We start from the raw sequence: 25682 nt of genomic DNA, 5'->3' as shown, positions 1-25682 counted from the left end.
TGGCGGATAAAGCAACCAGACACATTGTGCCCAACGCTGTTGCACTCAATAGTATTCTCAAGCTGGGTGATGTCATAAACGGCCCCTATCCGGAATAATTCGCCCGAAATATGCGCATTGAGACACAATGCAGGGATGGAGAGGTCTGCTCCATCCCCCGTTCGGGGGAGAGACGCCTGAATTTGCTGAGGGCTTTGTGTGCAGACTGGGGTATGTTCAATCGATTGCTAATGAGGGGCAAGATGCGTACGCGCCGCACGACTACGCCGGCATTGTTTATTGCCGCTCCGGTGATCATCGCCATGATGATTGCCGCGTGCGCTGTTTTGTTTGCGCTCGACCAGCCTTGGTTGGGCGTGCGATTTTCCGCGACCGCCTCAAACGGGATCAAGATAATAAGCGTTGATCCGAAGGGGCCATCGGCAGGTCTGGTGGTGGGTTCAGTCGTAACGGCTTTGGCTGCGGAGAACGGAAATCGCATCGAGCTGGTTCCGTTCGATGCCGTCGAGGATCCCGACACTGCTGTAAACTACGCTGGCTTCAACACGTTCCTTGAGCGCCAACAGATCATTTCGGCCATCCTGCGCGCACCGCAAGTCTTGGTGAGTTTCAGCGATGGCAGCAGTCATGAAATTTCCCCGGGAAAGCACCGACCGATTGCGAGCTTGCCAGTTGATTTCTGGGTGCTGATCCTTGTCGGTCTCGTTGGCGTCCTTGCCGGTGCCTGGACGCTTGCGTTCAGGCGTGAGGCAGATGCCGCCAGAATTTGGGCACTGAACGGCATGGCGCTGTTGTTGTCGACTTTTCCGTCTGCGATTTTCCTGACCCGCGAACTGGCGCTTGACGGCGCAGATTTCAGGTTCTTGTCGACTCTCAATTTTGTAGGATCGCTATCCTTCTGCATCTTCTTGTTCGCGTTGTTTCTTGTGTATCCACGCCGATTGGTGCCGCCCATTATCGTCGGTGCGCTGGTTATGCTGATCCCTGTCTTGGTCTTGGTCGACTATCTCCAGTTCGGCGTGAGCGGCCCGGACAAGGGGCGCTATCTCCCTATTGCCGTTTTTTCCATTGGTTCGTCAGTGCTCGCTATCATTCAGTATGTGATGGCAAGGGGCGATCCGCTGAAACGGGCCGGTGTGGCCTGGTTTGGGGTCTCGATAGCCCTGTGCACCGGCATTTTTACGGTTCTGTTCGTGGTGCCGAGTTTTCTCGGCAGATCGCCTTCGGTGCCGCAATGGACCGGATATGCCTTGGGCCTTGTTGTCCATTGCAGCCTTGCTCTCGGCATTTTCAGGTACCGCCTGTTTGACCTCGAGATCTGGTCTTTTCGGATTCTTTTTTACGTCGCCGGCACGCTGATTTTTGCGATGCTCGATATCTTGCTGGTATCGGTCGTGGCGTTCGATGCTGTTCCTGCGTTTGGCCTCGCATTGACCGCGGTGGTTGTGTTGTATCTTCCGCTGCGAAGCAGGTTGATGGCGCGCTTCGCTCCGCCCGAAATGCGACGCCAGGAGCTTTTCACCCAGGTGGTCGACGTCGCCGTGGCCGTCGTCGGCGCAGAGCGCAATGCGCGATGGGAGGCGCTGCTGCGCCATGCATTCGATCCCTTGTCGCTTGATAGATCGCCGCCGGTCACAGAACCCGAGATCAGCGAGGATGGTCTGGGGCTTCTGGTGCCCGGGCGAGACGTGGTGGCGCCGATGAAGCTGGGATATGCCTATTCCGGTGGTCGCCTGTTTACCCGTCGTGAAACCGCTCTTGCCAAGGAACTCGGTGACATGCTCGTCTACGCGATTGACAGCCACAATGCGTTTGAACGGGGCAAGGCAGAGGAGCGGGCCCGTATTGGGCGGGACATGCACGACAACATAGGTGCAAAACTGCTCAGCGCACTGCATGGCACAAGACCAGACAGCAAGGACGCCATGATACGCGATGCGCTGGCGGATTTGCGTGACATTATCAACAACGTGACCGGCACGCCGCAGAGCCTTGACGAAAACCTGGCCGAATTGCGGCTCGAGACAGCCGAGCGGCTGTCCGCTGCCGGGCTTGCGCTGCACTGGGTGTCTGATGCGGACGACGGCGCGCCGCTTTCCCCCGTTGCGGCGCATGCACTGCGGTCGATTGTTCGTGAGGGAGTGAGCAATTCGATTCGTCATGCCAACGCCAAAACCGTCACCGTCAAAATTGGACATGCAGACGAGCGGCTGGATTTGACCATAACTGATGATGGAGACTGTGCCGCAGTCGGCGCCCAGCGCGATATCAGCACCGGCAGCGGACTTGCCGGTATTCGCGCCCGGTTGGCCGCACTCAAAGGTCAGCTGGAGATCATCGACAGCGGGGCGGGCTTCACATTGAAGGCCTGTTTCTCAAGTGTCCAGGGAAGGCGCACATGAAACAGATCCTGATTGTCGAAGATGTTGCCGAAACGCGGAACTGGCTCAGCAATGTGGCACATGCTGCGTTTCCTGATTGCACCACAATCATGACGGACAGTTTGCGCGCGGGACGTGCGGCGGTGAGCAGGTGCGTTTTCGATCTGGCATTGATCGATCTCGGGTTGCCTGATGGCAACGGGCTGGATCTGCTTTCTGATATCCGGCAATCGGGCGCGCCGACGCTGGGCGTTGTCACCACAGCGATGGCGGATGATGCCAATATTGTTGCGGCACTGTCCCGGGGGGCAAGTGGCTATCTGCTCAAGGAACAGCCGGCCGAACGCATCGTGCAACAGCTGACCCAACTGGCCGAAGGAATTCCTGCACTGTCGCCATCGATCGCGCGGCGGATCATGGAGCATTTCCGGCTCACGGGCCCGGTGGTGGATGAAACATCCACACTGACAGCGCGGGAGTGCGAGGTGCTGGCGCTGATCAGCCGTGGATTGCGCAATGTCGACGTTGCCGAGACGCTGGGTCTTTCGGAAAACACCATCGCCAGTCACCTGAAATCGATTTATCGAAAACTAGGCATTTCTTCGCGTGCAGAGGCATCATGGCACGCCACCCGCATGGGATTGGCGCCAGGGGACTAGAGGGGGCTAATGCCTGTTTTTCCGATCGGTTTTAGGTGCAGGTTGATCTGCTGTGTCGCCTGCGGGGCTTGATGGAAAAGGGCATGCCGGTGACGGGATCGCTGGCAGTCTGGGACGGGATTGGGGTGTGATCCATCGGGAATTGGTACCCGATTGCGATACGAGCGCCTATCGACCGGATGGTTCAGACCGCGGAGTCTGGTCAGGAGATGACGTCGTTGACGGTGGAGTTGCCCCCTGAAAGTGGTCCACCAACTGGGATAGATTATCCCTCAAATTGGAGGATCAGCGATGGCTGGAAAACGAGAGAAGCCGGAAGAGATTGTATCGAAGCTTCGGCAGGTTGAAGTTCTGCAAGGGCAAGGTGCGACGATTGCTGACGCGGTGCGCCAGATCGGCGTGACACAGCAGACGTTTTATCGATGGCGGAAGCTCTATGGCGGGATGCAGCGATCTCAACTCACTCGGCTGAAAGAGCTGGAGAAGGAGAACCAGCGGCTTCGGCGGGCGGTGTCTGACCTGACACTGGACAAACTCATCCTGACCGAGGCGGCAAAGGGAAACTTCTAAGCCCTTCGCGTCGGCGCAAGTGCATCGACCATGTGCGGCGGGAGCTCGGCGTATCAGAACGCCGCGCCTGCCGCACGCTCGGACAACACCGATCCACACAGCGCAAGGTGCCACAGGGCCGGGCAGATGAAGAACGGCTGACCGATGATATCATCGAACTGGCCGACAAGTACGGGCGCTATGGGTATCGCATGGTCACCGGTCTGCTGAACAACGCGGGCTGGCAGGTAAACCATAAGCGGGTTGAGCGCATCTGGCGGCGTGAAGGGCTGAAAGTGCCACAAAAGCAGAAGAAAAAGGGGCGGCTTTGGCTGAACGACGGATCATGTGTGCGTCTCAGACCGAAACGGCCAAACCACGTCTGGTCCTACGACTTCGTCCAGGATCGAACCGCTGACGGCCGCGTCTATCGGACGCTGAATATCATCGACGAATACACCAGGGAGGCACTCATGATCCGCGTGGACCGCAAGCTCAACTCAACGGACGTGCTGGATGCTCTGACAGACCTATTCATCCTGCGCGGCCCGCCGGAATACATTCGGTCGGACAATGGGCCGGAATTTATCGCCCAGAAAGTGCGGGATTGGATTGCAGCTGTTGGAGCCAAGACGGCCTACATAGAGCCAGGCTCACCATGGGAGAACGGATACTGCGAAAGCTTCAACGCCCGGTTCCGCGACGAGCTGCTGAACGGCGAAATCTTCTACAGCCTAAGGGAGGCGCAAATCCTGATCGAGCAATGGCGTATCCACTACAACACCGTCAGGCCGCATAGCGCTCTGGGCTACCGCCCGCCCGCGCCGGAAAGCATTGTCCCGATGGACCAGACGCCCATGATGCACTAACAATCAAACCGGACCACCTGATGGGGGCACGCCATATCGATATACAGAGACAGATACGGATACCGAGACCTTAGAGAGAAACAAAACCCAAAAGAGAAAAAAAGAAAAACCTGAGAGCGCTTTTTCAAAGCGTTCGATTTCCCACATGATTTCGATTAAATCGGAGACGGTGAAATGGGCGGAATAGGCTCTGGAAATATCTGGCGGTGCGGAAGCAGGGACACATGCGAAAGCTATACCCGCATTGAACTTACCTTTCTCAGAAGGCGGGGAATGCTGCAACCGGGATACTATGGCTCGTTATCATGGAGCCGGGGCGGGGAGCCTTCAGGCGATATCCGCTTTCGGATGCACGAAAACAGTATGGAATTAATCTACAAATATCGGGCGTATGGTGTCGTGGATTGGCAGGAGGTGAGCGAGACAGTTCCCTTTGCCTATTCGCAACAGCATTTCGGCGGTCGGCGGCGCTGGTTCGTTTGTCTCTCATGTCGTGGGAAATGCTCCGTGCTTTACGGCGGCACGCACTACCGGTGCCGCAAGTGCTGGAACCTAGCCTATCAATCGCAGCATGAAGCGCCTTATCAGCGAGCGCTATCGAAAGCCCAAAAATTCAGACGGCGGCATGGCGGTTCGCCTTGCACGGATGACCCGTTCCCGGAAAAGCCAAAGGGGATGCACTGGCGAACTTATGATAGGCTCGCGGAGCACGGTGAGGCGCTGGACAAGCAAGCGGAACGGGCGGGGATGGCTATGTTCGGGCGTTGGCTAATCTGGTGACAAAATGAAGACCGTGTCAGCCCTTAATAGCTGTTGCAGGTTACGCTATTGCCGAACCTGTTACAGGTTGTCGTAGTTGGTTTTGAAAAAACAACCGGAGGCGGCGTGTATTGCTGACCACGAAACGGGAAAGTAGGCATTCTGCCGTCTGATTTTCCACATTGGAATGACATTCGGTACCAAGTGACAGGTCCAGGCAGGATGTCGGCCAAAAGACCGCCTGCATTGCTGGAGCTATCAATAACTTGGTAGGGGCCTTTGCACATATCAGCAGCCTGTTTCATGCAGCCATTAGGTGATCCGTTGCATTTTGCTTGGGACATAGCTGCGCCGCTGGGGCCGGGGATACTTTCGCCCGTTGACGAGACACATCCCGCCAACGCCGCCGCGAATAGTACCATAATCATTGGAGTTTTTATCTGAGGTTCCAAGCCGTGACCCGCAAACAGTGACTTCGACGGCAATAGAGGCGGGTTTCCCAGAATCGTCAAGCCGTCTTGATGCCCCAGATTCGGTAGGTGGCAATTCGAGGTGTGCTGGTAAAGCGATTTGCAATGAGTTTTGCATCAGCACAAGTCGACAAGTTAGGGATATTGGTAGGGTCTCGTAGGAGTTAAACTCATATTTTTCAATAAAAACATGCAGTTACTCAAATAAAGTGGCGGAGAGGAAGGGATTCGAACCCTCGATACCGTTCCCGGTATACTCCCTTAGCAGGGGAGCGCCTTCGACCACTCGGCCACCTCTCCGTTGAGTGGTCTGTTACCTTAGCGTGGCGTGGTAATCAACAGAAATTTGATGGAAGAGCCGAGGACTGGAGCGCGTCGCAGCAAACCGGGCCCGGATGACGCGCATCTGCTCTTTGCATTCGAATTTCTTAATCGCAAATCCGCTGCACATTTTTGCGCGACAGGCCTTAGGGGGCGAGATGTTCACGCCTGCTATGCGGTGTTGTTTTGCAGGGGTTGCGCCGCTTTCCGCCGTTCGGCCTGTCGGTTTTCTCTGGTTTTTTTCGGCGCCGGCTTGCTCTTTGCCTGCCGTGGAGAGGGCTTGGTTGTCGAAGCTCTTGTGCCAGTCGTGCTGTTGATCGCGTCAAGCGCAACTGCACATTGGTCAAGATCGTCGGTGGCGAGATGGGCGTAACGCAAGGTCATCTGGATGGTCTGGTGGCCGAGAAAGCTCTGTACCCGCCTGAGATCAATCCCGGCCTGTACGAGGCGCGAGGCGCAGGTGTGGCGCAGGATGTGTGGCACCATATGCGGGTCATTGTCAAAATTATTGAGCTTTCGCGCCCTGTTCCAATTATATTTGAAATTTGGATAGGAAATTGTTGAAAAGGGCCCGATTCCACCAAACCTTCGTGCGGAACTTAGCGCCTGGGCGGCGCGAATCGTTAAAGGAACCGAGCGGCTTTTGCCGGATTTGGTGATCCAGAAAGTGGCGGTATTGCCCTGAATATCGTTCCATTTGAGTGCCAGAGCCTCGCCGACACGGGCACCTGTATCAACCAGAAAACGGCACAGAAGTTCGTGATGCGGGTTGTGCTGGGCGATGGTGTGAAACATCCACGCCTCTTCCGCAGCGGTCAGGAACCGCACGCGGGAGTTGCGTTCGCGTAAACGAACATAAGTTGGGAGCCGTGGAATCTGTCCGCTCCTGTTTGCTTTCCGTAACAACCGGTAGAGCGCTGATAATTTGCGATTTATGGTTGAATTTCGGTTGCCGCGACTTCGAAAGCGATCAACCAGCTTATCTATCAAAATGTCATCATAGGTTGCAATGTTTTGCAATACCATGAAGTCGTGTATTTCAAAAATAAAGGCACGACAACTGTCTTTGTGAGGACCGCTTTCCCAAAGAACTCCGGCGTGCTGTCGCCAGAGGGAAACAAGGTCAATAGCGGTGGAGCGCGGAGGGGTGGGGGGCTGATGGCCCAATGGGGTGAACACGAATGCAACTTCCAGGGGATACTTCCCGGAATTGTAAACTCCAATTGCATTCTTAAAATCAAGTGTGTTTTTAGCCATTAACGGTTCCGACTCGCGTCGGAACCAAATTTTTTCGTGCGAAAATGAGTATGCCGGCGACGGAGGCCGCTGGCATAAGTCCATGAAACCAGTGAATATCTGATATCAGAACGAGCGCTGTACGCGGAGGAAACCGCCGAAGTCGCCGTCGTCGTTCACATCTCCGTTATCTTCCCATGCGATTTCCGGAGCCACGGTCAGGCCAGGAACAACCTCATAGATGACGTTGCCGACGAGGCTCCATGCGTCGTCCTCACCGGCCGTATTGCTTTCGCGCCAGTTACCTTGAACGTTCAGGCTTGCTTTCTCTGTCAGCTGGTAAGAACCGCCCGCAATGACGGCGAAGGTCTCATCGTCGTCGGTGCCGTTGGCCCATGTGGTGTAACCAGACGAGTTTTCACCATAGAGCAACATTGCAAAGACCGAAGCCTGATCATTGATGGTGACGTCGGCACGAAGCTTGGCAGCCCAACCGCCACGGATCTCGCCTGCGAAATCATCGCGGGAATCCCATGCGAAGATGCCACGCAGATTAATCATACCGGCATCGTAGCCAACGCCAGCGACAACATGCGGCATGTAATCGTCGATGCCCCATCCTTGTCCCCTTGCGCCGCTCGCACCGTTGAAGGCATTAGCATCATATTTGGTGCCTGCTGCACCATAACTGTTGACGCCCTGTTCAAGTGAAAGGATCGCGCTGAAGGCGCCACTATTGTAGGTGTAGCTGAGCAGGTTGGTGTCATACGGGCCTGCAGAGAAGAGAAAGTCATCGTTCGCTACGTTGCCGGCATAACCGGTGAAGGTGATGAACGCGGATTCGCTTTTACCAACCCGAAGACCGCCGAGCTCGATCCAGGCGAAGTTGACCGAGAATTCGGACGAGGTGTCGTAACCGTCAGCAGCACCGGCAGGGGCAGCTGTGTTGTAGTTGCTGTTGGTATCCCACTGGAACCGAGTCTCGGTGTAGGTGCGAAGAGTGCCGAGTTCGGTTTCCGAAGCCGTCGACGTACGGAACGAAAAGCGAGTACGCTGGTTGTAGGTTTCGTCACCGGTCGCAGAGGTGCGGTCAAACAGGTCGCCGCCGCCAATGTCATAACGGATGTAGCCGTGGATGCGCAGGCAGGTTTCGGTGCCCGGGATGTAGAAGTAGCCGGAGCCGAATGCGTCGCAAACGCGAACATATTCAACGGGTTCCGGCTCAGCTGCGACGATAGCGTCGGCAGCCTGAACGCCGGATACAGCGACGAGGGCTGCTGCGGAGCCGAGGAGTAAGCTCTTGATTTTCATGTTCTGACCTCCAGTCAAAAGATGAGCGGGAACATTACATCTCGAGCTATCCATTTGTTATATAACAATAATTATTACTTCTCTTCACTTGAAAAAACGCGTTCAGGTTCGGCGAGCTGTGTCTGCATGGCGGATGAATGAGGCGATGGCCCTTCTGCCCGCGGACCAACGATGCCTCCGTTTTGCTCTTAACGCTCGTCCGTCCTGGCTAAAATATCAGCGGCCGGGCGGATGGGTGCGGCCCTCACTGGCATACTGCAGGCAATGCCATCCCTTATAATACAAGCCCCGCTGTGCCGGGCAGGCCGCGGGCGCCGGGGCGGCTACATAAAGAAGGCAAGAAAGCTGCGTTGCATGTTGGTGTCAGGTTTCTGCGCTGTTGATTCCAATTTGCCGCAAAAACAAGGGAATCAGCAATGCCACGCTAAATCCCGACTTTCCGGCTGATTCTCGTGTCAGGCATCAGGAATCCGAGCTCGATGAGGGCGAGAATCCTAATGAGAGGTAAACAAATCGCCCGGCTGGCTCAGATTTCGTGTCATTTGTGCAACAGGCCGATGTGAAGGCATGCCGGGGACCTGCCAACCGGGTTGATCGGCGTTGCGCGGTCGGCGCTGGCGAGTATGTTCATTTTCGAAGCCAAGGCGGGCACCGTCTTTCTTCTTCCATCGTGGGGATGGGGCAGGGAATGCTGTCCTTCAGCGAAAACCCAGACCCTTTAAATACTTTTGACTGGAGGTCAGAACATGAACATCAAGAGCCTACTCCTCGGCTCCGCAGCAGCCCTCGTTGCTGTATCCGGCGCTCGCGCTGCAGACGCTATCGTTGCAGCTGAGCCGGAACCCGTTGAATATGTCCGCGTTTGCGATGCATTCGGCACCGGCTACTTCTACATCCCGGGCACCGAAACCTGCCTGCGCATCCACGGCTACCTGCGTTACGACATCCAGGGCGGCGACCTGTTCGCGCACACTTCGCGTACCGGTGACGAAACCTACAGCCAGAACATGCGTTTCTCGTTCCGCACATCGACCGCTTCGGAAACCGAACTCGGTACCCTGCGCACCTACACCGAGACCCGTTTCAACTGGTCGGATAACCAGGATGTTGTTCCGGGAACTTTCCCCGTTGCGACAGCTAATGGTTATAGCCATGGCACCAACCTGTCGTTGAACTTCGCTTGGATCCAGCTTGGTGGTCTGCGCGTTGGTAAGGACGAATCGCTGTTCACCACCTTCACCGGTTATGCCGGCGCCGTGATCAACGATGGTTCCTACGGCCCGTTTGACACCAACCTGATCAGCTACACCTACAATGGCGGCGCTTTCCGCGCAGCTATCGCTCTTGAGCAGGGTGCTAGTGATACAGGATATGTTAACGGTGTTGCGCTTGCCGCTACGGCACGCGCCGGCTGGGGTATTGATGACTACATGCCGCATGTTGTCGTCGGTCTTGGCTACAATGCCGGCATGGTCGATCTCTCCGGTGTGTTCGCATGGGATTCCCGTGACGATCTGGGTGCCGTTCAGTACGGCGGCTGGGCTGCCAAGCTCCGCGCCGACGTAGCCATCAACGACATGGCTTCGGTCTTCGCAATGGTCATGTATGGTGAAAACTCTTCGGGTTACACCACTTGGGCAAACGGCGCCCGCACCGACGAAACATGGTCGGTTATCGGCGGTGGTTCGCTGAAGGTGTCTGAAAAGGCAACCATCAACCTTCAGGGTCAGTGGATCGAAAGCAACATTGCTGCTAACTCCGACGCTTGGTCGATTGTTGGTAACGTCAACTACACGCTGGTCCCTGGTCTCGTGATCACCCCGGAACTGGTCTATGCTGACAGCGGTGTCGCAGGCACCGACGGCGACTTCGGCGCCATGCTCCGCGTGCAGCGCTCGTTCTAATCAAACCTCGGTTTGATCTGATAGAACCCGGCAGCCTAGGCTGCCGGGTTTTTTTGTCCTTGTTCCGGCAATGCTATGCCCGTAGCCACCGTTCTCCGCCCCTTCCGGCTTTTGGCTTGGCCAAGCCGGATGTGCGATGCTAGGTTCGCCCATGACGAATTCTTGGCGGAGACATCATGGTCAACTGGAAATCCTGGATCTGGCCGGGGCTGGCGACGGTCGCGTGTCTGACCGCTCTGGCGATGTGGTTTCGCGCCGATACCATTGAAGCCGATCTCAGAAAGCGCGCGCTCCTGGCACTGGAACCCCATCAGGGATGGGTTCAAGTTTCGGTGCGCGGGCGCGATCTCAGGCTCACCGGCCTGGCACCCGACGAGCCAAGCCGCGCCAAAGTGCTCGAAATTACCCAAAATCTTTACGGTGTGCGCGTGGTGGAGAACGCATCAGGCTTGTTGCCGGTGCAGTCGCCCTATCGTCTGTCGGCTGCAAAAACCGAAAGCGGCGTAACGTTGAGCGGTTTCGTACCCAACGAGACAACACGCAAACAGGTAATTGCCGATCTGACCGCCATGCTTCCAGGAATTGCATTGCTGGATCAGATGAAACTGGCGCGCGGCGCGCCCGCGCAGTTGACGGAATTGGCCGATTTCGGGCTTGCGGCATTTTCCTGGTTTTCCACCGGGGCTGTGGAAATCACAGATACTGTCGTCAATGTGAGCGGGCAGGCGCTCAATCCTGAAGATCATGAGGCCGCATTGACCGCCCTTTCCGAACCGCTACCTGCGGGTGGGATTCTCGGTGATGTGGAAATCACACCTGCGGCGGTGTCCGATGGCTATGGCTGGAAGGCCAAAATTGATGCAGACTGCATCACATTGGGGGGCTACGCGCCGAGCCTGGCAATCCGCCAGCAAATTGCCGATGCGGCCGGGCTGGCCAAACCGGGTGTGCCACTTGTCGACGAAATGCTGCTTGCAACTGGCGTGCCTGACCGTGTCGACTGGCTTGCGGCCTCGAAAGAAGCCATGTCGGTTCTATCGCATCTGGTAGAAGGGCAGGCTTCGATCAGTGGCAATGTGCTGGATTTGTCCGGGCAGGCCGCCAATGGCGATGAATTCCGCGAGGTTCAGCAGCTTCTCGATGCCGGTTTTGACAGCGGGCTGGTGCTTGGCACCGCCGATATCGGCATAGCAGCGATCTCGCCCTTCGAATGGTCGGCCAGCGTATCTGACGCAGGGCTCGTTTTGCAGGGATTTGTTCCAGGCGGGGCTATCCGGGCGCGACTTGCGGAGACAGCCGGGCTGAAATTTGGAACGCTGGCGATTGATGATCGGCAAAAGACTGCCGGTGGTGCCCCGGAAGGGTTTGATGCGGCAGCATTGGTAGCCTTGCAGGCGCTCAGCCGGCTTGATGATGCTGAGGTTCGGTTGGTCGACCGGAAGCTGACGTTACAGGGAGACGCCCTCAACCCAGCGGCGCTGCTGGCCATTGAACGGACAATGGCTGAGGATCTGCCGGAGGGCTATGAAGCCGATACGCAGGTGGCGGTGCGGCCGGTGCCTGTGGATGTGCTGGAGCCGGCGTCCTGTCAGCAACGGCTGGACCTGGTGACCGGCGCGAATTCCGTGCTGTTTGATAGTGCACAAGCAAATATTCAACTCCATTCCCTTGGCTTCCTTGACCGCATCGCGTTCGTTGCCAATCAATGTGGAAACATCCGGCTGGAGATTTCCGGGCATACGGATTCAGACGGCGCGGAGGACGCCAATCTGGACCTTTCCAATCGACGCGCGACCTCGGTTGTCGATTTTCTGGTTGCTACCGGCGTGGAAGCCGACCGGCTGTCGGCGATCGGCTATGGTGAAGACCGGCCGGTGGCAGAAAATGGTACCAGCACGGGCAAGGCGGCAAATCGCCGTATTGAGTTTCAAGTGCTGAAATAATGGGGCTTTGCCCCGGAGGAGGAGACGATGGCCTACGTGTTCATGCATATGTGGTTCTGGCTTTTGTGTGCATTCCTGGTTGGCGGGTTCGTGGGTTGGAAAACCTGCTCGCGTGACCGGACATGAGCGGGTGTACTGACAAGAGGGTGGGGGTGGAATGATCATGCTGTTTTTACAAACCTTTTTTCTGATCGCCGTAGCGTTTGCGCTTGGCTGTCTGGCCGGCTGCTGGCTTAAACGGACTATGGGCAAGGGTGCGCAGAGCCGCTCCGGCGCCGCCGCAGCCGTGACCCACGAAGGTGCTGCGCGGACATCGACAGCGTCTGAACTTGCTGCACCGCGACCACATTACGAGCCGGAATCAACGCCGCAACCTGCATCGGCGCTCGGCACCGGTGCCGCTTCCGTAACCGATACCTCGAGTAAAGACGCGGGGATATCTGAGAAGGCGCCATCCGGACCGGATAAGCCTGTCGCAATGTCCAAGACACGCGCGGCAAAAGCTGCGAGCAAGGCGCCAACAGCAGTGAAGCGCAAACCGGCCAAGGCCACTAGTGTTGGCCCGGCAAAGGCGAAGACAGATAAGCCGCCTGCCAAATCGTCGAGTGCCAAGCCTACTGACGTTCAGGCTGCCAGCGCTGCGCCGGCCGAAGCCACGGCGAAAGCCAAGGCGACCAAATCGGCTGTGGCAAAACCGAAAAGTGCCAAACCCGCTGCGACCAAAGCTGCGGCAGCCAAACCTGCCAAGGCCGAAACTGCGTTGGCCAAACCCGCCAAGGTCAAACCCGCGAACGCTAAAGCCGGAAAGGTCAAGCCGGTGGCTGCGGTCGTGCCGGACAACCTCAAACAGGTCAAGGGGATCGGCCCTCAGAACGAGGCCAAGCTGAACGGCATCGGCGTCAACAGCTTTGCCCAGATCGCGGCCTGGACCAAGAAGGAACAGGCGGATATCGGCGAACGATTGGCCTTCCCGGGCCGTATCGAACGGGAGGACTGGGTCGGTCAGGCCAAGGTGCTGGCCAGGGGTGGGCAAACCGATTTCGCCAAGCGTGTCGCCAAGGGCGAAGTGGCAAGTTCGGCCGCTGCCACGCCAAAACGAGGCGGCAAGAAGCCCGGCTGAGCATGGCATGGTGATGACGAGACCAGGTGAACCGGCGCGTCATGCGTCGGTTCACGATGTATTCGACGTTCTATCCTATTGAAAAATAGTATTATTTTGAACATGCGTGGAGCTTGCTCCAACTGTGTGTCAGTGCTTTCGTAACTTGTCGACGGATGCAAAGAAGCTGGTCAGGATCTCGGGAATACCGGACAGATGCAGGATCGGCGCATGCCCGTGGCCGTCGATGGTCGCCGTCTGCAGTGACGTGACGCGGGCCTGCATCTCGGTCAGCGTGGCTGCGGATAGAAGGGTCGAATGCTGGCCGCGCAACACCATCAACGGCATGGCGCCCAGCGCATCGAATTGTGGCCACAGGGTTGGCAGCGGGGTGTTGAGATCAACTCCCTTGAGGCCTTCGAGCAGGGCCGGATCGTAATCGGGGACGAGTTTGCCATCCTTTTCGACATAGATTGCCCGGGCGAAATCGACCCAGTCGCTCTCACCAAGCGCCGGAAAGCTCTTGTGGTGCGCCTCGGCCAGGATGCGGCCGGCATCGGTCCAATCCTTCGGTTTTGGTGTGCGTGACAGATACGCCTTGATCTGCGCGAGCCCCGCGCCTTCGATCACCGGACCGATGTCGTTGAGCACGCCGGCTGCCATCAGGCCAGGGCGCATGGCAGCGAGGACATGCATGATCAGCCCACCGCGCGAAGTACCCAGGAAGATGGCGTGTTCCAGCCCGAGCGCTGCCATGCCGTTGATCACGTCTTCGGCTTCGATAACGATCGAGTAACGGGACGGGTCCTTGTCCCAGCCGGATTGGCCGCGGCCGCGATAGTCAAAGCTCACCACACGCCGCGGTGTTTTGGCATGACTGGATATGAGCAGAGCCAGATCATGGAAATCCCGGGTGTTGCGTGTCAGTCCTGGCAGGCAGACCAGCGGCAGACGACCGCGGGTGGCCGGATCGTGCCGGCCATAATCCGCCGCATGCAGCCGCAGGCCGTCGCTGGCGGAGAAAAAGACGTCTTCGTGGGTGACCGGTTTCAGAGTTTCGATATTGTTATTCGTCATGCTACGTGTTCGTCCCTGATCGTGTGACATCAGGCTATAGCGCATTTTGGCTTTGAAACCAGTGCCGCATAATTCTGATGCCGTTCACTGCCATGGTTCTGGCGCCCAGTGCGGTGCCGGGCATTGTCGGGTTCGGTAGTTGTTAAGGCGTTATTCCGTCTGGATATCTGTCAGCCACGCCCGAAGCGGAGATCTTTTTCGATACTCGCCGGTTGGCCAAGGCGGGCCTTGTAGACCTGATAGTTTTCCATCACCCGCTGCACATAGTGGCGGGTTTCGGTGAATGGTATCATCTCGATCCAGTCGATCACCTCGTCAAGCGAGCGTCCACGCGGGTCGCCAAAGCGCGCAATCCATTGCGGCACCCGGCGTGGACCGGCGTTGTAGGCGATGAATGTCAGGATATAGGAGCCACCGAAGTCGGTGATCTGCTCGCCCAGAAAATGGGCGCCCAGTGTAGCGTTGTAACCGGCGTCAGAGGTCAGGCGGCTTTTCGAATAGGGCAGGCCGTAGCGGGCGGCAACGCCCTTGGCCGTGCCGGGGAGTATTTGCAGTAACCCAAGCGCGTTGGCCGGCGAGACCGCGGCCTTGTTGAAGGCGCTTTCCTGCCGGGCAATCGAATAGGCCAGTGCCTTGCCGGATCCCTTGATGTCGGCGCTGCCGGGCACCGCACCGAGCGGATAGGCGAGTGCCGCGACATCGAGACCGCGGTTCCAGGCGATCTTGCCGATTTGCAGCGAGACCTGGTGATCGCCGCGCTTTTCGGCCATGGCGGCGAGGATTGCCAGTTCTCCGGGGCTGTCGAGTTCGCCCGCCAGTGCGCGGTAGAGAATGTCTGCGCGGCCGTCAAAGCCAGCGCTTTCAAGCTTGCGGATCGCCTGGACGGCCTCCCGACCGGCAAACCGCGCCCGATCGGCCGGCGTGGGCGATGGATAGGCAATGTTGAGCGATTTGCGGTCAAGCCGGGCACTGGCAAGCTGTCCGTAAAATGTCGAAGGGTAGCTTGCCGCACGGCTGTAATGATCAGCCGCCTTGCCGCTGCCGCCGACTTCGGCGGCGCGGCCAAGCCAGTAATATGCGCGTGCCCTGGTGATCTGGCCGTCGGCAACCGAGAGAATGGCGGCGAAATGCTTGGATGCGGTTTTCGCATCCTTCAACCCGCGCAGCGCATACCAGCCGGCATGAAATTCGGCCTCAGCAAAATCGGCGGGACTTGACGCCAGATGCGCAGCGGCAATCTGATAGGCGCCGCGCGCATCCCCCTGCTCGTAAAGACCACGGCTGACCACTCGCGCCTCGATCCACCATTCATCGGGATCGACAAGGGCGGCGCGATCACGCGGCATCTGTTTGAAAAGGGCTGCTGCCTCCTTGTTGCGCTCGAGTTCGCGCAGATGGCGGATCCGCAGGTAAAGATAGGCCGGATTGTCATGCCAGGACGAGTGTACCGACGATATCGCCCCCGCCGCATTCCTGGGATTGGTGATGACCGCAGCCCAGGCGCGGTAGAGAGATTGCGCACCGGCCTTCTCCGCCAGGGGCTTGGCTTCGCTGACATGGTCGCGATAGAGCAACATCTCCATGCGGCGCAAATAGTCTGATTTGGATAGCAGACTGTCGAATTCGCCCAGAAATATGGCTGTTTCCTTGCTGTCCATGCGTGTCGTCCGCCAGAAACTGGCCGCCACCGACCGTGCCCTCTTGGCATCCCCGCTGGCCATCAAGGCACGGACCAAAGTGATGGCACCTTTTACCGTCTCGGGGCGGGTGTCGCCAAAGGCGGCCAGTACCTGGCGTGCGGGCGGATTTTCAAAGAACAGGGCGCGCTCGGAAAGACTGCGCAGCGATTTGAGGCCAGGCCAGCCATTTAGTTCGGTGGCTGCGGCGGCGATTTCGCCCGAAGGCACGCCTTCCATTCCCGAGAGCGCGATCGCCCAGGTCAGAATATGATTGTCCAGGGTGTCTGCACGCATGGAATCGCGGATCGCACGGGCTCGGGCAGGATCCTTGCCTGCCAGTGCATCGAGCCCGGCCTTGAGTTCACGGCTGGCCGGCGCCGTGTCGCTGGTACGCGGCACCGAGGCGGTGGTCTCCGCGCTGAAGGCAAGCGGACGCGGTGCGGGTAGAGGGATGTCGCCATCCGGCAGCGGGGCTGCCGCGGTGACAGTGACCAGGGCTGAGGAGAGCGTCAGCAGCGCAACTACGGCGGTTCTTGTCATCATGGCGTTGGTCCGGATTGGCAATCCCTGGATATTTTTCGAACGCTTGCTGGTCCGTCAGCCGCGTCCAATTTTACGTGCTCAGGCCGCAAGCTTTGCATTTCGCGGTGAAACAAGAGTTAACAAAAGCTTATGGGATTCATTCAAATGAGTTATTCCGGCGAAATTACGGATGCCAGGCGATGAGGTTTGGGCTAGGGTTGCAGAAATCGGCCTGCAAATCGGTAAAAGCATGGCCAATCCGGAGGCAAGGCTTTTCCGGCGCGGCGATTTCCTGTATCCGGCAGCAAGAGATATAAATGTACCCGGCGTGACCGCGTCGGTGGTGTTGTTTTGGAGAATAGCATGTTCAAGGGTTCCCTTCCGGCCCTCATTACACCCTTCACGGACGATGGCGCGGTGGACGAGGATGCTTTCGCGAGCCACGTCGAGCGCATGATCAAGGCCGGCAGTCGGGGTCTGGTGCCGGTAGGCACCACCGGTGAATCGCCGACACTGACCCATGCCGAGCACCGGCGTGTGGTCGAGCTTTGCGTCGAGGCCGCCGATGGCCGTGTGCCGGTGATTGCAGGGGCCGGATCGAACAACACGACGGAATCAATCGAGCTGGCGGTTCATGCCGAAAAGGCCGGGGCCGACGCGGTTCTGGTGGTGACGCCCTATTACAACAAGCCGACACAGAAGGGGCTCTATCTGCACTTCAAGGCTGTGGCCGAAGCAACCAAGTTGCCGATCATCATCTACAACATTCCGCCGCGCTCGGTGGTCGACATGTCGGTCGAGACCATGGCGGCGCTCAACCGTGATTTCGCCAATATCGTCGGCGTCAAGGATGCCACCGGTAATCTTGCCCGCGTGCCGGAACAGCGCATGGCCTGCGGCAAGGATTTCGTGCAGCTGTCGGGTGAAGACGCGACCGCGCTTGGTTACAATGCCCATGGCGGCGTTGGTTGCATCTCGGTCACTGCCAATGTTGTGCCCCAAGAATGTGCGGAATTTCAGGAAGCAACGCTGCGGGGCGATTATGCCACCGCTCTGACGATGCTCGACCGGCTGATGCCGCTGCACAAGGCCATCTTTACGGAACCAGGCGTTGCCGGCGTCAAGTATTGCCTGGCCCGGATGGGCCTGATCAAGAATGTCGTCCGCTCGCCTCTGACCACGGTAGAACCCGGGACAGCTGCCATGCTTGACGCTGCGCTTGCTCAGGCGGGCGTGGCCGGCTGATCATGGCACCCAAAAAAGAAGACAAGGCGCAATATGGCAAGGTCGTTGCTGAAAACCGCAAGGCGCGGTTCAACTACGAAATTGTCGAGACCTTCGAGACAGGCCTGGTTCTGACCGGCACGGAAGTGAAATCACTTCGTGAGGGCAAGGCCAACATCGCGGACTCCTACGCCAATGAAGAGGGCGGGGAGATGTGGCTGATCAATTCCTATGTGCCGGAATATCTGCAGGCCAACCAGTTCAATCACGAGCCCAGGCGGCGGCGTAAAATTCTGGTCAAGCTGCGCGAAATTGCGCGGCTCGGGCAAGCCGTGCAGCGTGACGGTATGACGCTGGTGCCACTGAAAATCTATTTCAACGACAAGGGCACCGCCAAGCTGCAACTGGCTCTCGCAAAGGGTAAGAAGCTCCACGACAAGCGCCAGACCCAAAAGGAACGCGACTGGAACCGGGATAAATCCCGATTGCTGCGCGACCGCGGCTAAGCCTGAATTTTCAATGGATTGGTCGTAGTCAGCCCAAGGCCTGATCGCGCGACAGAAACCGCGCTACATCTGCAAACACCGCATTGAACATCTCCGGCGTCAGCCGTCCGGTATTGATGTTGTAGCGTGAGCAGTGATAGCTCGAAAACAATTGTATACCCGCAACCACAGTCTGCGCGTTGTGGCCAAATGGGTGGGCGGAAATCTTGCCGCCCAACGCGCGCACGGTGCTGTCATGGGCGATTTTTCCCAGTGTGACGATGGCGCGGAGGTTTTCCAAGTGGCTGATCGTGGCGCTCAGAAAAGCACGGCAGGTGTTGATCTCGGCGCCCACCGGCTTGTTTTCGGGCGGCACGCAGCGCACGGCGTTGGTGATGGCGGTTTTATCAAGCCGCAAACCGTCATCTGCGCCCATCTCGAAACTGCCACCGGCCAATCCGTGCGCGCCGAGCGTGGCGTAAAGCAGGTCGCCTGAGTCATCTCCGGTGAAGGGGCGACCGGTGCGGTTGGCGCCCCGCAATCCCGGAGCCAGCCCGATGACCAGCAGCCGAACCGCGTGTGGGCCCTCGGGTGGATAGAAGGTCCGCACCGGTCCGTTATGCCAATCGGGATGGTGTTTTCTATTGTCGAGTATGAAGCCACGCAGCCGGGGACACAGGCCGCAGTCATGATCCGGTTCGGTTAGCGTTCGAGCCATCTGCGCGGCAAGGCACATTTCTCGATCAATCGTCGAAATCGTCCTCATCCTCGTCGGCAACCGGCGTCGGACGTAGTGGACGTTCTGACGGCTCTCGTCCGATTTCGGCTCTCAGGCTGGTCAGATCGATAAAGTAGTCGGCCTGGCGGCGCAGATCGTCGGCAATCATCGGCGGCTGGGTGGAGAGCGAGGAAACCACGGTTACCTTGCGACCTTTGCGCTGAAGCGCTTCGACCAGCGATGTGAAATCGCCATCGCCGGAGAAAATCACCAGGTGATCCACAACTTCCGACTGCTCCATGGCGTCAATCGCCAGTTCGATGTCCATGTTTCCCTTGATCTTGCGGCGGCCTGCAGAGTCGGTGAATTCCTTCGCTGGCTTGGTGACGACCTTGTAGCCATTGTAATCGAGCCAGTCGATGAGTGGTCGGATTGATGAATATTCCTGGTCTTCAATCAACGCCGTGTAGTAATAGGCGCGCAAGAGATAGCCGCGAGATTGAAATGTCTTAAGCAGCTTTCGGTAATCGATATCAAAGTTCAAACTTTTTGAGGCTGCATAAAGATTGGCGCCGTCTATAAAAAGAGCAATTTTCTCTCTTGGATCAAACACGTGAAGAACTCCTCTTTGGAATATTGTTTTGGTTGGAATAGTGGCCGAATTTCAGCTTGATCAATTCATGTTATCATATTGCGCGCTGTAATCACCATGCACCGCGGCTGTCTGGGCGCGGTGAGTCACTTACAATGCGGCTCTGCAGCAATTGTTCCCCTCTAGCCGTTTTTTCAAGGGTCAAATTGTTATGGTGACTTTAAGTGGTGGAACTAAGGAGAACCTGAAGCCGGCAACAAGACCCAACTTTCTCGCCGCTGAAACAGGCTTTTGACCCAAATGACTTGAAATTGCCGCATAATGTGTTTATCCGCAGGTTTGATCCCCCCATTACAGTTTGTAAAGGACAGGCAATGGCCCGCGTCACAGTCGAAGATTGCATCGACAAAGTTGAAAACCGTTTCGAACTGGTTCTGCTTGCGAGCCATCGTGCCCGCCAGATATCTCAGGGTGGCCAGATAACGATCCCCCGTGACAACGACAAGAACCCGGTCGTTGCCCTCCGCGAGATTGCCGACGAGACCCTGTCTCCCGGCGACCTGAAGGAAGATCTGATCCACTCGCTGCAGAAGCATGTCGAGGTGGACGAGCCCGAGCCCGATCCTGCGCAGTTCATCCAGACCGGTGAAGCCGCTGGCGACGCTGTGGTCGACGACGATCAGCCCGAAGCTGCCGCGTTCGGCTCAATGTCGGAAGAAGATCTGCTTGCCGGTATTGAAGGGCTTGTGCCGCCGGAAAAAAGCGACGACTATTGAGCTGATTGGTAAAGCCCGATTGATTTGTTCGAGATCGGTCGGGTTTTGCTGGAAGGCCGATAGACTGCTGATGCGATGTGATGCGCCGGTCGTTGGATTCGGCGCATTTTCTTGTCGCGGAGTACCCATTTCATGATGCGCCAGTACGAGCTCGTAGAGCGCGTGCAGAAATACAAGCCGGACGCCAATGAGGCCTTGCTCAACAAGGCCTACGTTTATGCCATGCAAAAGCATGGCAAACAAACGCGTGCCAGCGGCGACCCCTATATTTCGCACCCGCTCGAGGTGGCGGCGATCCTGACGGAAATGCGGCTCGATGAATCCACCATCGCGGTCGCGCTTTTGCATGACACGATCGAAGATACATCGGCCACACGGGCGGAGATCGACGAGCTGTTCGGCGAAGATATCGGTCGGTTGGTCGAAGGCCTGACCAAGATCAAGAAGCTCGATCTGGTGACCAAGCGCGCCAAACAGGCGGAGAACTTGCGCAAGCTGCTGCTGGCGATCTCCGACGATGTGCGGGTGTTGTTGGTCAAGCTCGCTGACCGTTTGCACAATATGCGCACGCTTGAGCATGTTCCTCCGGAAAAACGCACCCGTATCGCCGAAGAGACAATGGACATCTATGCGCCGCTGGCCGGTCGCATGGGCATGCAGGAGATGCGCGAAGAGCTGGAAGAGCTCGCCTTCAAGAACATCAACAGGGAAGCCTACGATACGGTGACGGGAAAGCTGGCCGAATTGTCGGAACGCAATCGGGACCTGATCCGTACCATTGAAGGCGAATTGTCGGCACTGTTCGAGCAGGAAGGCGTGAATGCCAGCGTTCGCGGCCGGCAGAAAAAAGCCTATTCGGTGTTTCGCAAGATGGAATCCAAGTCGTTGTCGTTCGAGCAGCTTTCGGATGTTTTCGGGTTCCGCATCATCGTTGACACCGAAGCTGATTGCTACAGGGCGCTGGGGATCGTGCACATGCGCTGGTCGGTGGTGCCCGGGCGGTTCAAGGACTACATCTCGACGCCCAAGCAGAATGACTACCGCTCTATTCACACCACCATTGTCGGGCCGTCGCGCCAGCGAGTCGAGCTTCAGATCCGCACCCGCCGCATGCAGGATATCGCCGAACGCGGCGTGGCGGCGCATGCGCTCTACAAGGACGCGAGCAACGGCGCCGAGGGGGAATTGCTGTCCAGGGACAGTCGCGCCTATTCGTGGTTGCGCCAGACCATCGAAGCCTTGTCAGTGGGTGACAACTCGGAGGATTTTCTGGAGCACACCAAGCTTGAGCTGTTCCAGGATCAGGTGTTTTGCTTCACCCCCAAGGGCCAGCTGATCGCACTGCCGCGCGGGGCGACATCGATTGATTTTGCCTATGCGGTCCATACCGATATCGGCGATACGTGTGTCGGCGCCAAGATCAACGGCCGGATCATGCCGCTGGTGACGCGGCTGACAAATGGTGACGAGGTGGAGATCCTGCGCTCCGGCGTGCAGGTGCCACCGCCGGCCTGGGAAAAGATCGTGGTCACCGGCAAGGCTCGCGCGGCCATCCGGCGTGCGACCAAGGTGGCCGTGCGCAAGCAGTATTCCGGCCTTGGTATGCGTATTCTCGAACGAACCTTCACCCGAGCCGGCAAGCCGGTCTCCCGCGATGGCCTGAAATCGGTTCTGCACCGGCTTGGTCACAAGGAAGTCGAGGACGTTCTGGCCGCGGTTGGGCGCGGCGAACTGGCGTCGGACGATGTCTTGCTGGCGATGTTTCCCAATCATCAGGAAACCCGTGCGCCGGCCCGCAAGCCAGCCGACGAGGGATGGTTTAACTTACGCAGCGCCGCTGGTCTTATTTTCAAGTTGCCGGGGCTGAACAAATCGCAAAAGACTGCCAAGGCTTCGCTCAGGGCGGGGGCGGCCAAGGATCAGGATGCGATGCCGATCCGCGGCATGGACGACAATGCAGCCGTCAGTTTCGGTCCTGGCGGTGCTGTTCCGGGCGACCGGATCGTCGGCATTCTCGAGCCGGGGGCGGGGATCACCATCTATCCGATCCAGTCGCCGGAACTGACCAAGTTTGATGATCAACCGAGCCGATGGATCGACATTCGCTGGGATATCGACGAAAACAACAAGAAGCGTTTTCCATCCCGGATTCTGGTCACGGCGATCAATGCGCCGGGCACGCTGGCCGACGTGGCGCAGGTGATCGCGTCGAGTGAAACCAATATCCAGAATCTTTCCATGGTTCGGGTAGCTGCGGATTTTACGGAAATGCTGGTGGATCTGCAGGTCTGGGATCTCAAGCATCTCAATCAATTGATCGCGCAGTTGAAGGAACTGGAACCGGTTTCCTCGGTGGAGCGTATCTACCAATAGGCCGGGCAGGTCCGGCAAAGGAATGCATTGCAGTCGACAACCCCGCCTAGCTTGAGAAAGTCGCGGTCTTTACCCAATCTTTGTTGTTGGTTGGCATATTGAAATTACGAATTTTGCGCGCCTGGGGCGATCGGAAAATTTGCCGGTCTGACTTAGGACTGACACAAAGAGAGCGATATACGGACACCAAATGCTGTTTCGTCGCCGAAGACCAGAGGGATTTTTTGACCGGATGCGCACCGCGCTCTGGCCTCGACGTTCCTTTGCTCGTTCGTTCCAGTATTTTATCAAGCGGGTGTTGCGGCTGACGGCCAGTCCGCATGCCATCGCCGCCGGCGTGGCGGCAGGGGTGTTTGCCTCGTGGACGCCGCTTCTCGGGTTTCATTTCGTCCTCGCATTCGCGCTTGCCTATGTGCTGGCAGGCAATATGGTGGCGGCCGCGATCGGCACCGCTTTCGGCAACCCGATTTCGTTTCCATTCATCTGGGCGCTAACGTTGAAGTTCGGCAACCAGCTTATCGGTGTCTCCAACGGCGCGCATCACAAGCAGATCAATCTGGAAGCGCTGTTGAGGCATCTCGACATCAGCCAGTTGTGGGACCCGGTGCTCAAGCCGATGCTGATCGGCTCGATTCCACCGGCGTTGTTCAGCGGTATCGCATTCTACGTCGTGACCTATTGGGCGGTGGGCGTGTTCCAGACGCGCAGAAAATCAAGATTGGCGGCACGCGCCAAGGCGCGGCTTCAGGAAATGGCGGCAGCGCGCGCTGAACGCGCCGCGGACAGGACCAGACGGGCGTGATCATCGGCATCGGCAGCGACCTGATTGACATCAGGCGAATTGAACAAACGCTTGAGCGGCACGGCCAGCGATTCGCCACGCGTTGCTTTACCGAAATCGAGCAGCAACGCTCGGATCGTCGCAAAAACCGGGCGGCATCTTACGCCAAGCGATTCGCCGCCAAGGAAGCCTGTTCCAAGGCGCTGGGCACCGGATTATCCAAGGGCGTGTTCTGGCGGGACATGGGTGTTGTCAATCTGCCGGGCGGCAAACCGACCATGCACCTGACCGGCGGCGCCGCCGACCGGTTGCTGGCGATGACGCCGGCAAACATGACTTGTGCCATTCATTTGACAATAACCGATGATTATCCGATGGCTCAGGCGTTCGTCATTATCGAGGCGCTGCCCGGCGTTTGAATGCCAACAAGCCGTGAGCCTGGCGACGGTGTTGCCGGAAACGATGCAAACAGCTAGAGAGGGCGCATCCGCGCCACATCTGAGGAATTCCACGCGTGTCCGAGACATCGAAAGACAAATCCAGCGGCCTTTGGGAAAACATCAAGGTCCTGGTTCAGGCACTGCTGCTTGCAGTGATCATTCGCACGCTGTTTTTCCAGCCGTTCAGCATTCCGTCGGGCTCGATGATGTCGACGCTGCTGGTCGGCGATTATCTGTTCGTGTCGAAATTTTCCTACGGCTATTCGAAATATTCTCTGCCGTTCTCGCCGGATCTGTTTTCCGGGCGGATCTGGTCATCCAATCCTGAGCGCGGCGATGTCGCGGTGTTCCGACTGCCGTCCAATCCCAAGATCGACTACATCAAGCGCGTGGTTGGTCTTCCGGGTGACCGGATTCAGGTCAGGGATGGCGTGCTGTATATCAATGATGAAGCGGTCAAACGCGAGGAAGTCGGCTCCTATACGCCGGAAGGGCGCTACAATCAGGGCACTGATGTGCCGGTCTTCCGCGAGACCTTGCCCAATGGCGTGAGCTACACGACGCTCGACATCAACCCCAATTCGCCGGGCGATAACACCCGCGAATTTTTGGTGCCGGAAGGTCATTATTTCATGATGGGCGATAACCGCGACAATTCGCTGGATAGCCGCTTTGACGTCGGCTTCGTTCCGCTGGAGAATTTTGTTGGCCGGGCAACCATCCTGTTCTTCTCGATTGCCGAGGATTCCTCACCACTGGAAATTTGGAAGTGGCCGTCAGACCTGCGCATTGAGCGGTTCTTCAAATCCGCCCAGCGATGAAGCGCGCTTCCAAAAAGCAGGCAGAGGTGATTGCCGGCGTCGAGGAGAGAATCGGCCATCACTTTGCCAACCCGGCGCGGCTTGAACGGGCGCTGACCCATTCGAGCACGCGAACCGCGGTGGGCGGGAATTACGAGCGGCTGGAATTTTTAGGTGACCGGGTTCTGGGTCTGTGTGTGGCGGAACTGCTGTTTAGTCATTTTGGCTCCGCCAGCGAAGGCGAATTGTCGGTGCGGCTCAATCAACTGGTCAGTGCTCAGACCTGCAGTGAAATCGCCGATGAACTGGGCCTGCACGAATTTATCCGTACCGGCGCGGATGTGAAGAAGCTCACCGGCAAGCGCATGGCCAATGTTCGTGCGGATGTGGTAGAATCACTGATCGCGGCGATATACCTCGATGCCGGGCTCGAAACAGCACGCGCCTTCATCGACAAGCACTGGAGAACGCGCGCGCTTGCTGATGATGCGGCGCGGCGCGATGCCAAGACCGAATTGCAGGAATGGGCGCATGCGCGATTTGGCGTGACGCCGGTGTATCGGGTGACGGACCGGGGCGGTTCGGACCATGAGCCGGTGTTTACAGTTATAGTCGACGTTGCGGGCGCCAAATCCGCTCGCGGCGAAAGCCGATCCAAACGTGCGGCCGAACAGGCTGCCGCGACCGCGATACTCGAACGTGAGGGCGTCTGGC

General features: G+C 57.8%; 19 protein-coding genes, 1 tRNA gene and 1 pseudogene. 14 read left to right on the top strand and 7 right to left on the bottom strand.

The window, feature by feature from the left end; genetic code table 11:
• Positions 1-110: 110 nt before the first annotated feature.
• From OEG84_RS07950 to OEG84_RS07940, 3 genes are all read left to right on the top strand, one after another.
• Positions 111-2402, top strand: a complete 2292-nt coding sequence (locus OEG84_RS07950) for a sensor histidine kinase (RefSeq protein ID WP_267653245.1) — start codon at positions 111-113, stop codon at positions 2400-2402.
• Complete coding sequence (locus OEG84_RS07945) at positions 2399-3040, top strand: LuxR C-terminal-related transcriptional regulator (protein ID WP_267653244.1); 642 nt, start codon at positions 2399-2401, stop codon at positions 3038-3040. The genes OEG84_RS07950 and OEG84_RS07945 overlap by 4 nt, the downstream gene beginning before the upstream one ends.
• A 291-nt stretch (positions 3041-3331) precedes the next feature.
• Positions 3332-4458 (top strand): IS3 family transposase gene (locus tag OEG84_RS07940; protein WP_267653243.1). Its coding sequence is split into 2 segments (ribosomal slippage): positions 3332-3596 and positions 3596-4458, totalling 1128 coding nucleotides; the frame shifts between segments, so codons are not numbered across the junction.
• Between the two features lie 1439 nt (positions 4459-5897).
• Here OEG84_RS07940 and OEG84_RS07935 read toward each other — a convergent pair.
• The 3 genes from OEG84_RS07935 to OEG84_RS07925 form a co-directional block, all read right to left on the bottom strand.
• Positions 5898-5987 (bottom strand) — tRNA-Ser (locus tag OEG84_RS07935).
• Positions 5988-6179: 192 nt separating this feature from the next.
• A complete protein-coding gene (locus OEG84_RS07930) occupies positions 6180-7265 on the bottom strand; it encodes a tyrosine-type recombinase/integrase (protein WP_267653242.1) in 1086 nt (361 codons plus the stop codon).
• Positions 7266-7370: 105 nt separating this feature from the next.
• On the bottom strand, positions 7371-8555 hold the full coding sequence (locus OEG84_RS07925) for a porin (protein WP_267653241.1): 1185 nt from the start codon (positions 8553-8555) through the stop codon (positions 7371-7373).
• A 746-nt stretch (positions 8556-9301) separates the two neighbouring features.
• Between OEG84_RS07925 and OEG84_RS07920 the strand changes: the two genes are divergently transcribed.
• The 3 genes from OEG84_RS07920 to OEG84_RS07910 all read left to right on the top strand — a co-directional run bounded on the left by OEG84_RS07920 (position 9302) and on the right by OEG84_RS07910 (position 13522).
• Positions 9302-10459 (top strand): porin, encoded by a 1158-nt coding sequence (locus OEG84_RS07920; RefSeq protein WP_267653240.1) that lies wholly within the window; start codon positions 9302-9304, stop codon positions 10457-10459.
• Positions 10460-10635: 176 nt separating this feature from the next.
• A complete protein-coding gene (locus OEG84_RS07915; protein WP_267653239.1) occupies positions 10636-12402 on the top strand; it encodes an OmpA family protein in 1767 nt (588 codons plus the stop codon).
• 163 nt (positions 12403-12565) lie between these two features.
• Positions 12566-13522 carry an NADH-quinone oxidoreductase subunit E gene (locus tag OEG84_RS07910; RefSeq protein ID WP_267653238.1) on the top strand — a complete coding sequence of 319 codons (957 nt, stop codon included), beginning with the start codon at positions 12566-12568 and terminating at the stop codon, positions 13520-13522.
• 129 nt (positions 13523-13651) lie between these two features.
• On the opposite strand, the gene OEG84_RS07905 is transcribed toward OEG84_RS07910, so the two are convergent.
• Together OEG84_RS07905 and OEG84_RS07900 are read right to left on the bottom strand one after the other, a co-directional pair.
• Entirely contained in the window at positions 13652-14578 is a 927-nt protein-coding gene (locus tag OEG84_RS07905) for an alpha/beta fold hydrolase (RefSeq protein ID WP_267653237.1), read from the bottom strand.
• A gap of 170 nt (positions 14579-14748) precedes the next feature.
• Entirely contained in the window at positions 14749-16797 is a 2049-nt protein-coding gene (locus OEG84_RS07900; protein WP_267656125.1) for a lytic transglycosylase domain-containing protein, read from the bottom strand.
• A gap of 345 nt (positions 16798-17142) precedes the next feature.
• Here OEG84_RS07900 and dapA point away from each other — a divergent pair, with 345 nt between their 5' ends.
• Entirely contained in the window at positions 17143-18024 is an 882-nt protein-coding gene (gene dapA, locus OEG84_RS07895) for a 4-hydroxy-tetrahydrodipicolinate synthase (protein ID WP_267653236.1), read from the top strand.
• Positions 18025-18026: 2 nt separating this feature from the next.
• Positions 18027-18509 carry an SsrA-binding protein SmpB gene (gene smpB, locus OEG84_RS07890; RefSeq protein WP_267653235.1) on the top strand — a complete coding sequence of 161 codons (483 nt, stop codon included), beginning with the start codon at positions 18027-18029 and terminating at the stop codon, positions 18507-18509.
• A gap of 28 nt (positions 18510-18537) precedes the next feature.
• Here the strand turns inward: smpB and OEG84_RS07885 are convergent, their stop codons facing one another.
• Positions 18538-19206, bottom strand: coding sequence for a uracil-DNA glycosylase (locus tag OEG84_RS07885; protein ID WP_267653234.1), 669 nt, complete (start codon positions 19204-19206; stop codon positions 18538-18540).
• Positions 19207-19231: 25 nt separating this feature from the next.
• The gene (locus OEG84_RS07880) at positions 19232-19819 is read right to left on the bottom strand and encodes a LabA-like NYN domain-containing protein (RefSeq protein ID WP_267653233.1); all 588 of its coding nucleotides are present in this window, start codon (positions 19817-19819) and stop codon (positions 19232-19234) included.
• A 353-nt stretch (positions 19820-20172) separates the two neighbouring features.
• On the opposite strand from OEG84_RS07880, the gene rpoZ reads away from it, so the two are divergent.
• From rpoZ to rnc, 6 genes and pseudogenes are all read left to right on the top strand, one after another.
• Positions 20173-20574 (top strand): DNA-directed RNA polymerase subunit omega, encoded by a 402-nt coding sequence (rpoZ, locus tag OEG84_RS07875; protein ID WP_267653232.1) that lies wholly within the window; start codon positions 20173-20175, stop codon positions 20572-20574.
• A gap of 132 nt (positions 20575-20706) precedes the next feature.
• The gene (locus tag OEG84_RS07870; protein WP_267653230.1) at positions 20707-22947 is read left to right on the top strand and encodes a RelA/SpoT family protein; all 2241 of its coding nucleotides are present in this window, start codon (positions 20707-20709) and stop codon (positions 22945-22947) included.
• A gap of 190 nt (positions 22948-23137) precedes the next feature.
• Complete coding sequence (locus tag OEG84_RS07865) at positions 23138-23749, top strand: DUF2062 domain-containing protein (protein ID WP_267653229.1); 612 nt, start codon at positions 23138-23140, stop codon at positions 23747-23749.
• The gene (gene acpS / locus OEG84_RS07860; RefSeq protein ID WP_267653228.1) at positions 23746-24147 is read left to right on the top strand and encodes a holo-ACP synthase; all 402 of its coding nucleotides are present in this window, start codon (positions 23746-23748) and stop codon (positions 24145-24147) included. Before OEG84_RS07865 ends, acpS begins: the two co-directional genes overlap by 4 nt.
• A 95-nt stretch (positions 24148-24242) precedes the next feature.
• Positions 24243-24989 carry a signal peptidase I gene (gene lepB, locus OEG84_RS07855; RefSeq protein WP_267653227.1) on the top strand — a complete coding sequence of 249 codons (747 nt, stop codon included), beginning with the start codon at positions 24243-24245 and terminating at the stop codon, positions 24987-24989.
• Positions 24986-25657, top strand: a pseudogene (rnc, locus tag OEG84_RS07850) (ribonuclease III); the annotation flags it as partial. The gene lepB and the pseudogene rnc, both read left to right, overlap by 4 nt.
• Positions 25658-25682 lie beyond the last annotated feature (25 nt).

The sequence above is a fragment of the Hoeflea algicola genome (assembly GCF_026619415.1).
Lineage (GTDB): Bacteria > Pseudomonadota > Alphaproteobacteria > Rhizobiales > Rhizobiaceae > Hoeflea > Hoeflea algicola.
The sequence above is the reverse complement of the archived record's forward strand: the minus strand, read 5'-3'. Positions and strand labels throughout refer to the sequence as shown.

Excerpts from the sequence above, each read along its gene's own strand:
- OEG84_RS07950 (WP_267653245.1), top strand. The coding sequence starts at position 111 with ATGCGCATTGAGACACAATGCAGGGATGGAGAGGTCTGCTCCATCCCC.
- OEG84_RS07865 (WP_267653229.1), top strand. The coding sequence starts at position 23,138 with ATGCTGTTTCGTCGCCGAAGACCAGAGGGATTTTTTGACCGGATGCGC.
- rpoZ (WP_267653232.1), top strand. The coding sequence starts at position 20,173 with ATGGCCCGCGTCACAGTCGAAGATTGCATCGACAAAGTTGAAAACCGT.
- dapA (WP_267653236.1), top strand. The coding sequence starts at position 17,143 with ATGTTCAAGGGTTCCCTTCCGGCCCTCATTACACCCTTCACGGACGAT.
- OEG84_RS07870 (WP_267653230.1), top strand. The coding sequence starts at position 20,707 with ATGATGCGCCAGTACGAGCTCGTAGAGCGCGTGCAGAAATACAAGCCG.
- smpB (WP_267653235.1), top strand. The coding sequence starts at position 18,027 with ATGGCACCCAAAAAAGAAGACAAGGCGCAATATGGCAAGGTCGTTGCT.
- OEG84_RS07925 (WP_267653241.1), bottom strand. The coding sequence starts at position 8,555 with ATGAAAATCAAGAGCTTACTCCTCGGCTCCGCAGCAGCCCTCGTCGCT.
- OEG84_RS07945 (WP_267653244.1), top strand. The coding sequence starts at position 2,399 with ATGAAACAGATCCTGATTGTCGAAGATGTTGCCGAAACGCGGAACTGG.
- OEG84_RS07915 (WP_267653239.1), top strand. The coding sequence starts at position 10,636 with ATGGTCAACTGGAAATCCTGGATCTGGCCGGGGCTGGCGACGGTCGCG.
- OEG84_RS07885 (WP_267653234.1), bottom strand. The coding sequence starts at position 19,206 with ATGGCTCGAACGCTAACCGAACCGGATCATGACTGCGGCCTGTGTCCC.
- OEG84_RS07905 (WP_267653237.1), bottom strand. The coding sequence starts at position 14,578 with ATGACGAATAACAATATCGAAACTCTGAAACCGGTCACCCACGAAGAC.
- OEG84_RS07910 (WP_267653238.1), top strand. The coding sequence starts at position 12,566 with ATGCTGTTTTTACAAACCTTTTTTCTGATCGCCGTAGCGTTTGCGCTT.
- OEG84_RS07900 (WP_267656125.1), bottom strand. The coding sequence starts at position 16,797 with ATGACAAGAACCGCCGTAGTTGCGCTGCTGACGCTCTCCTCAGCCCTG.
- OEG84_RS07930 (WP_267653242.1), bottom strand. The coding sequence starts at position 7,265 with ATGGCTAAAAACACACTTGATTTTAAGAATGCAATTGGAGTTTACAAT.
- OEG84_RS07920 (WP_267653240.1), top strand. The coding sequence starts at position 9,302 with ATGAACATCAAGAGCCTACTCCTCGGCTCCGCAGCAGCCCTCGTTGCT.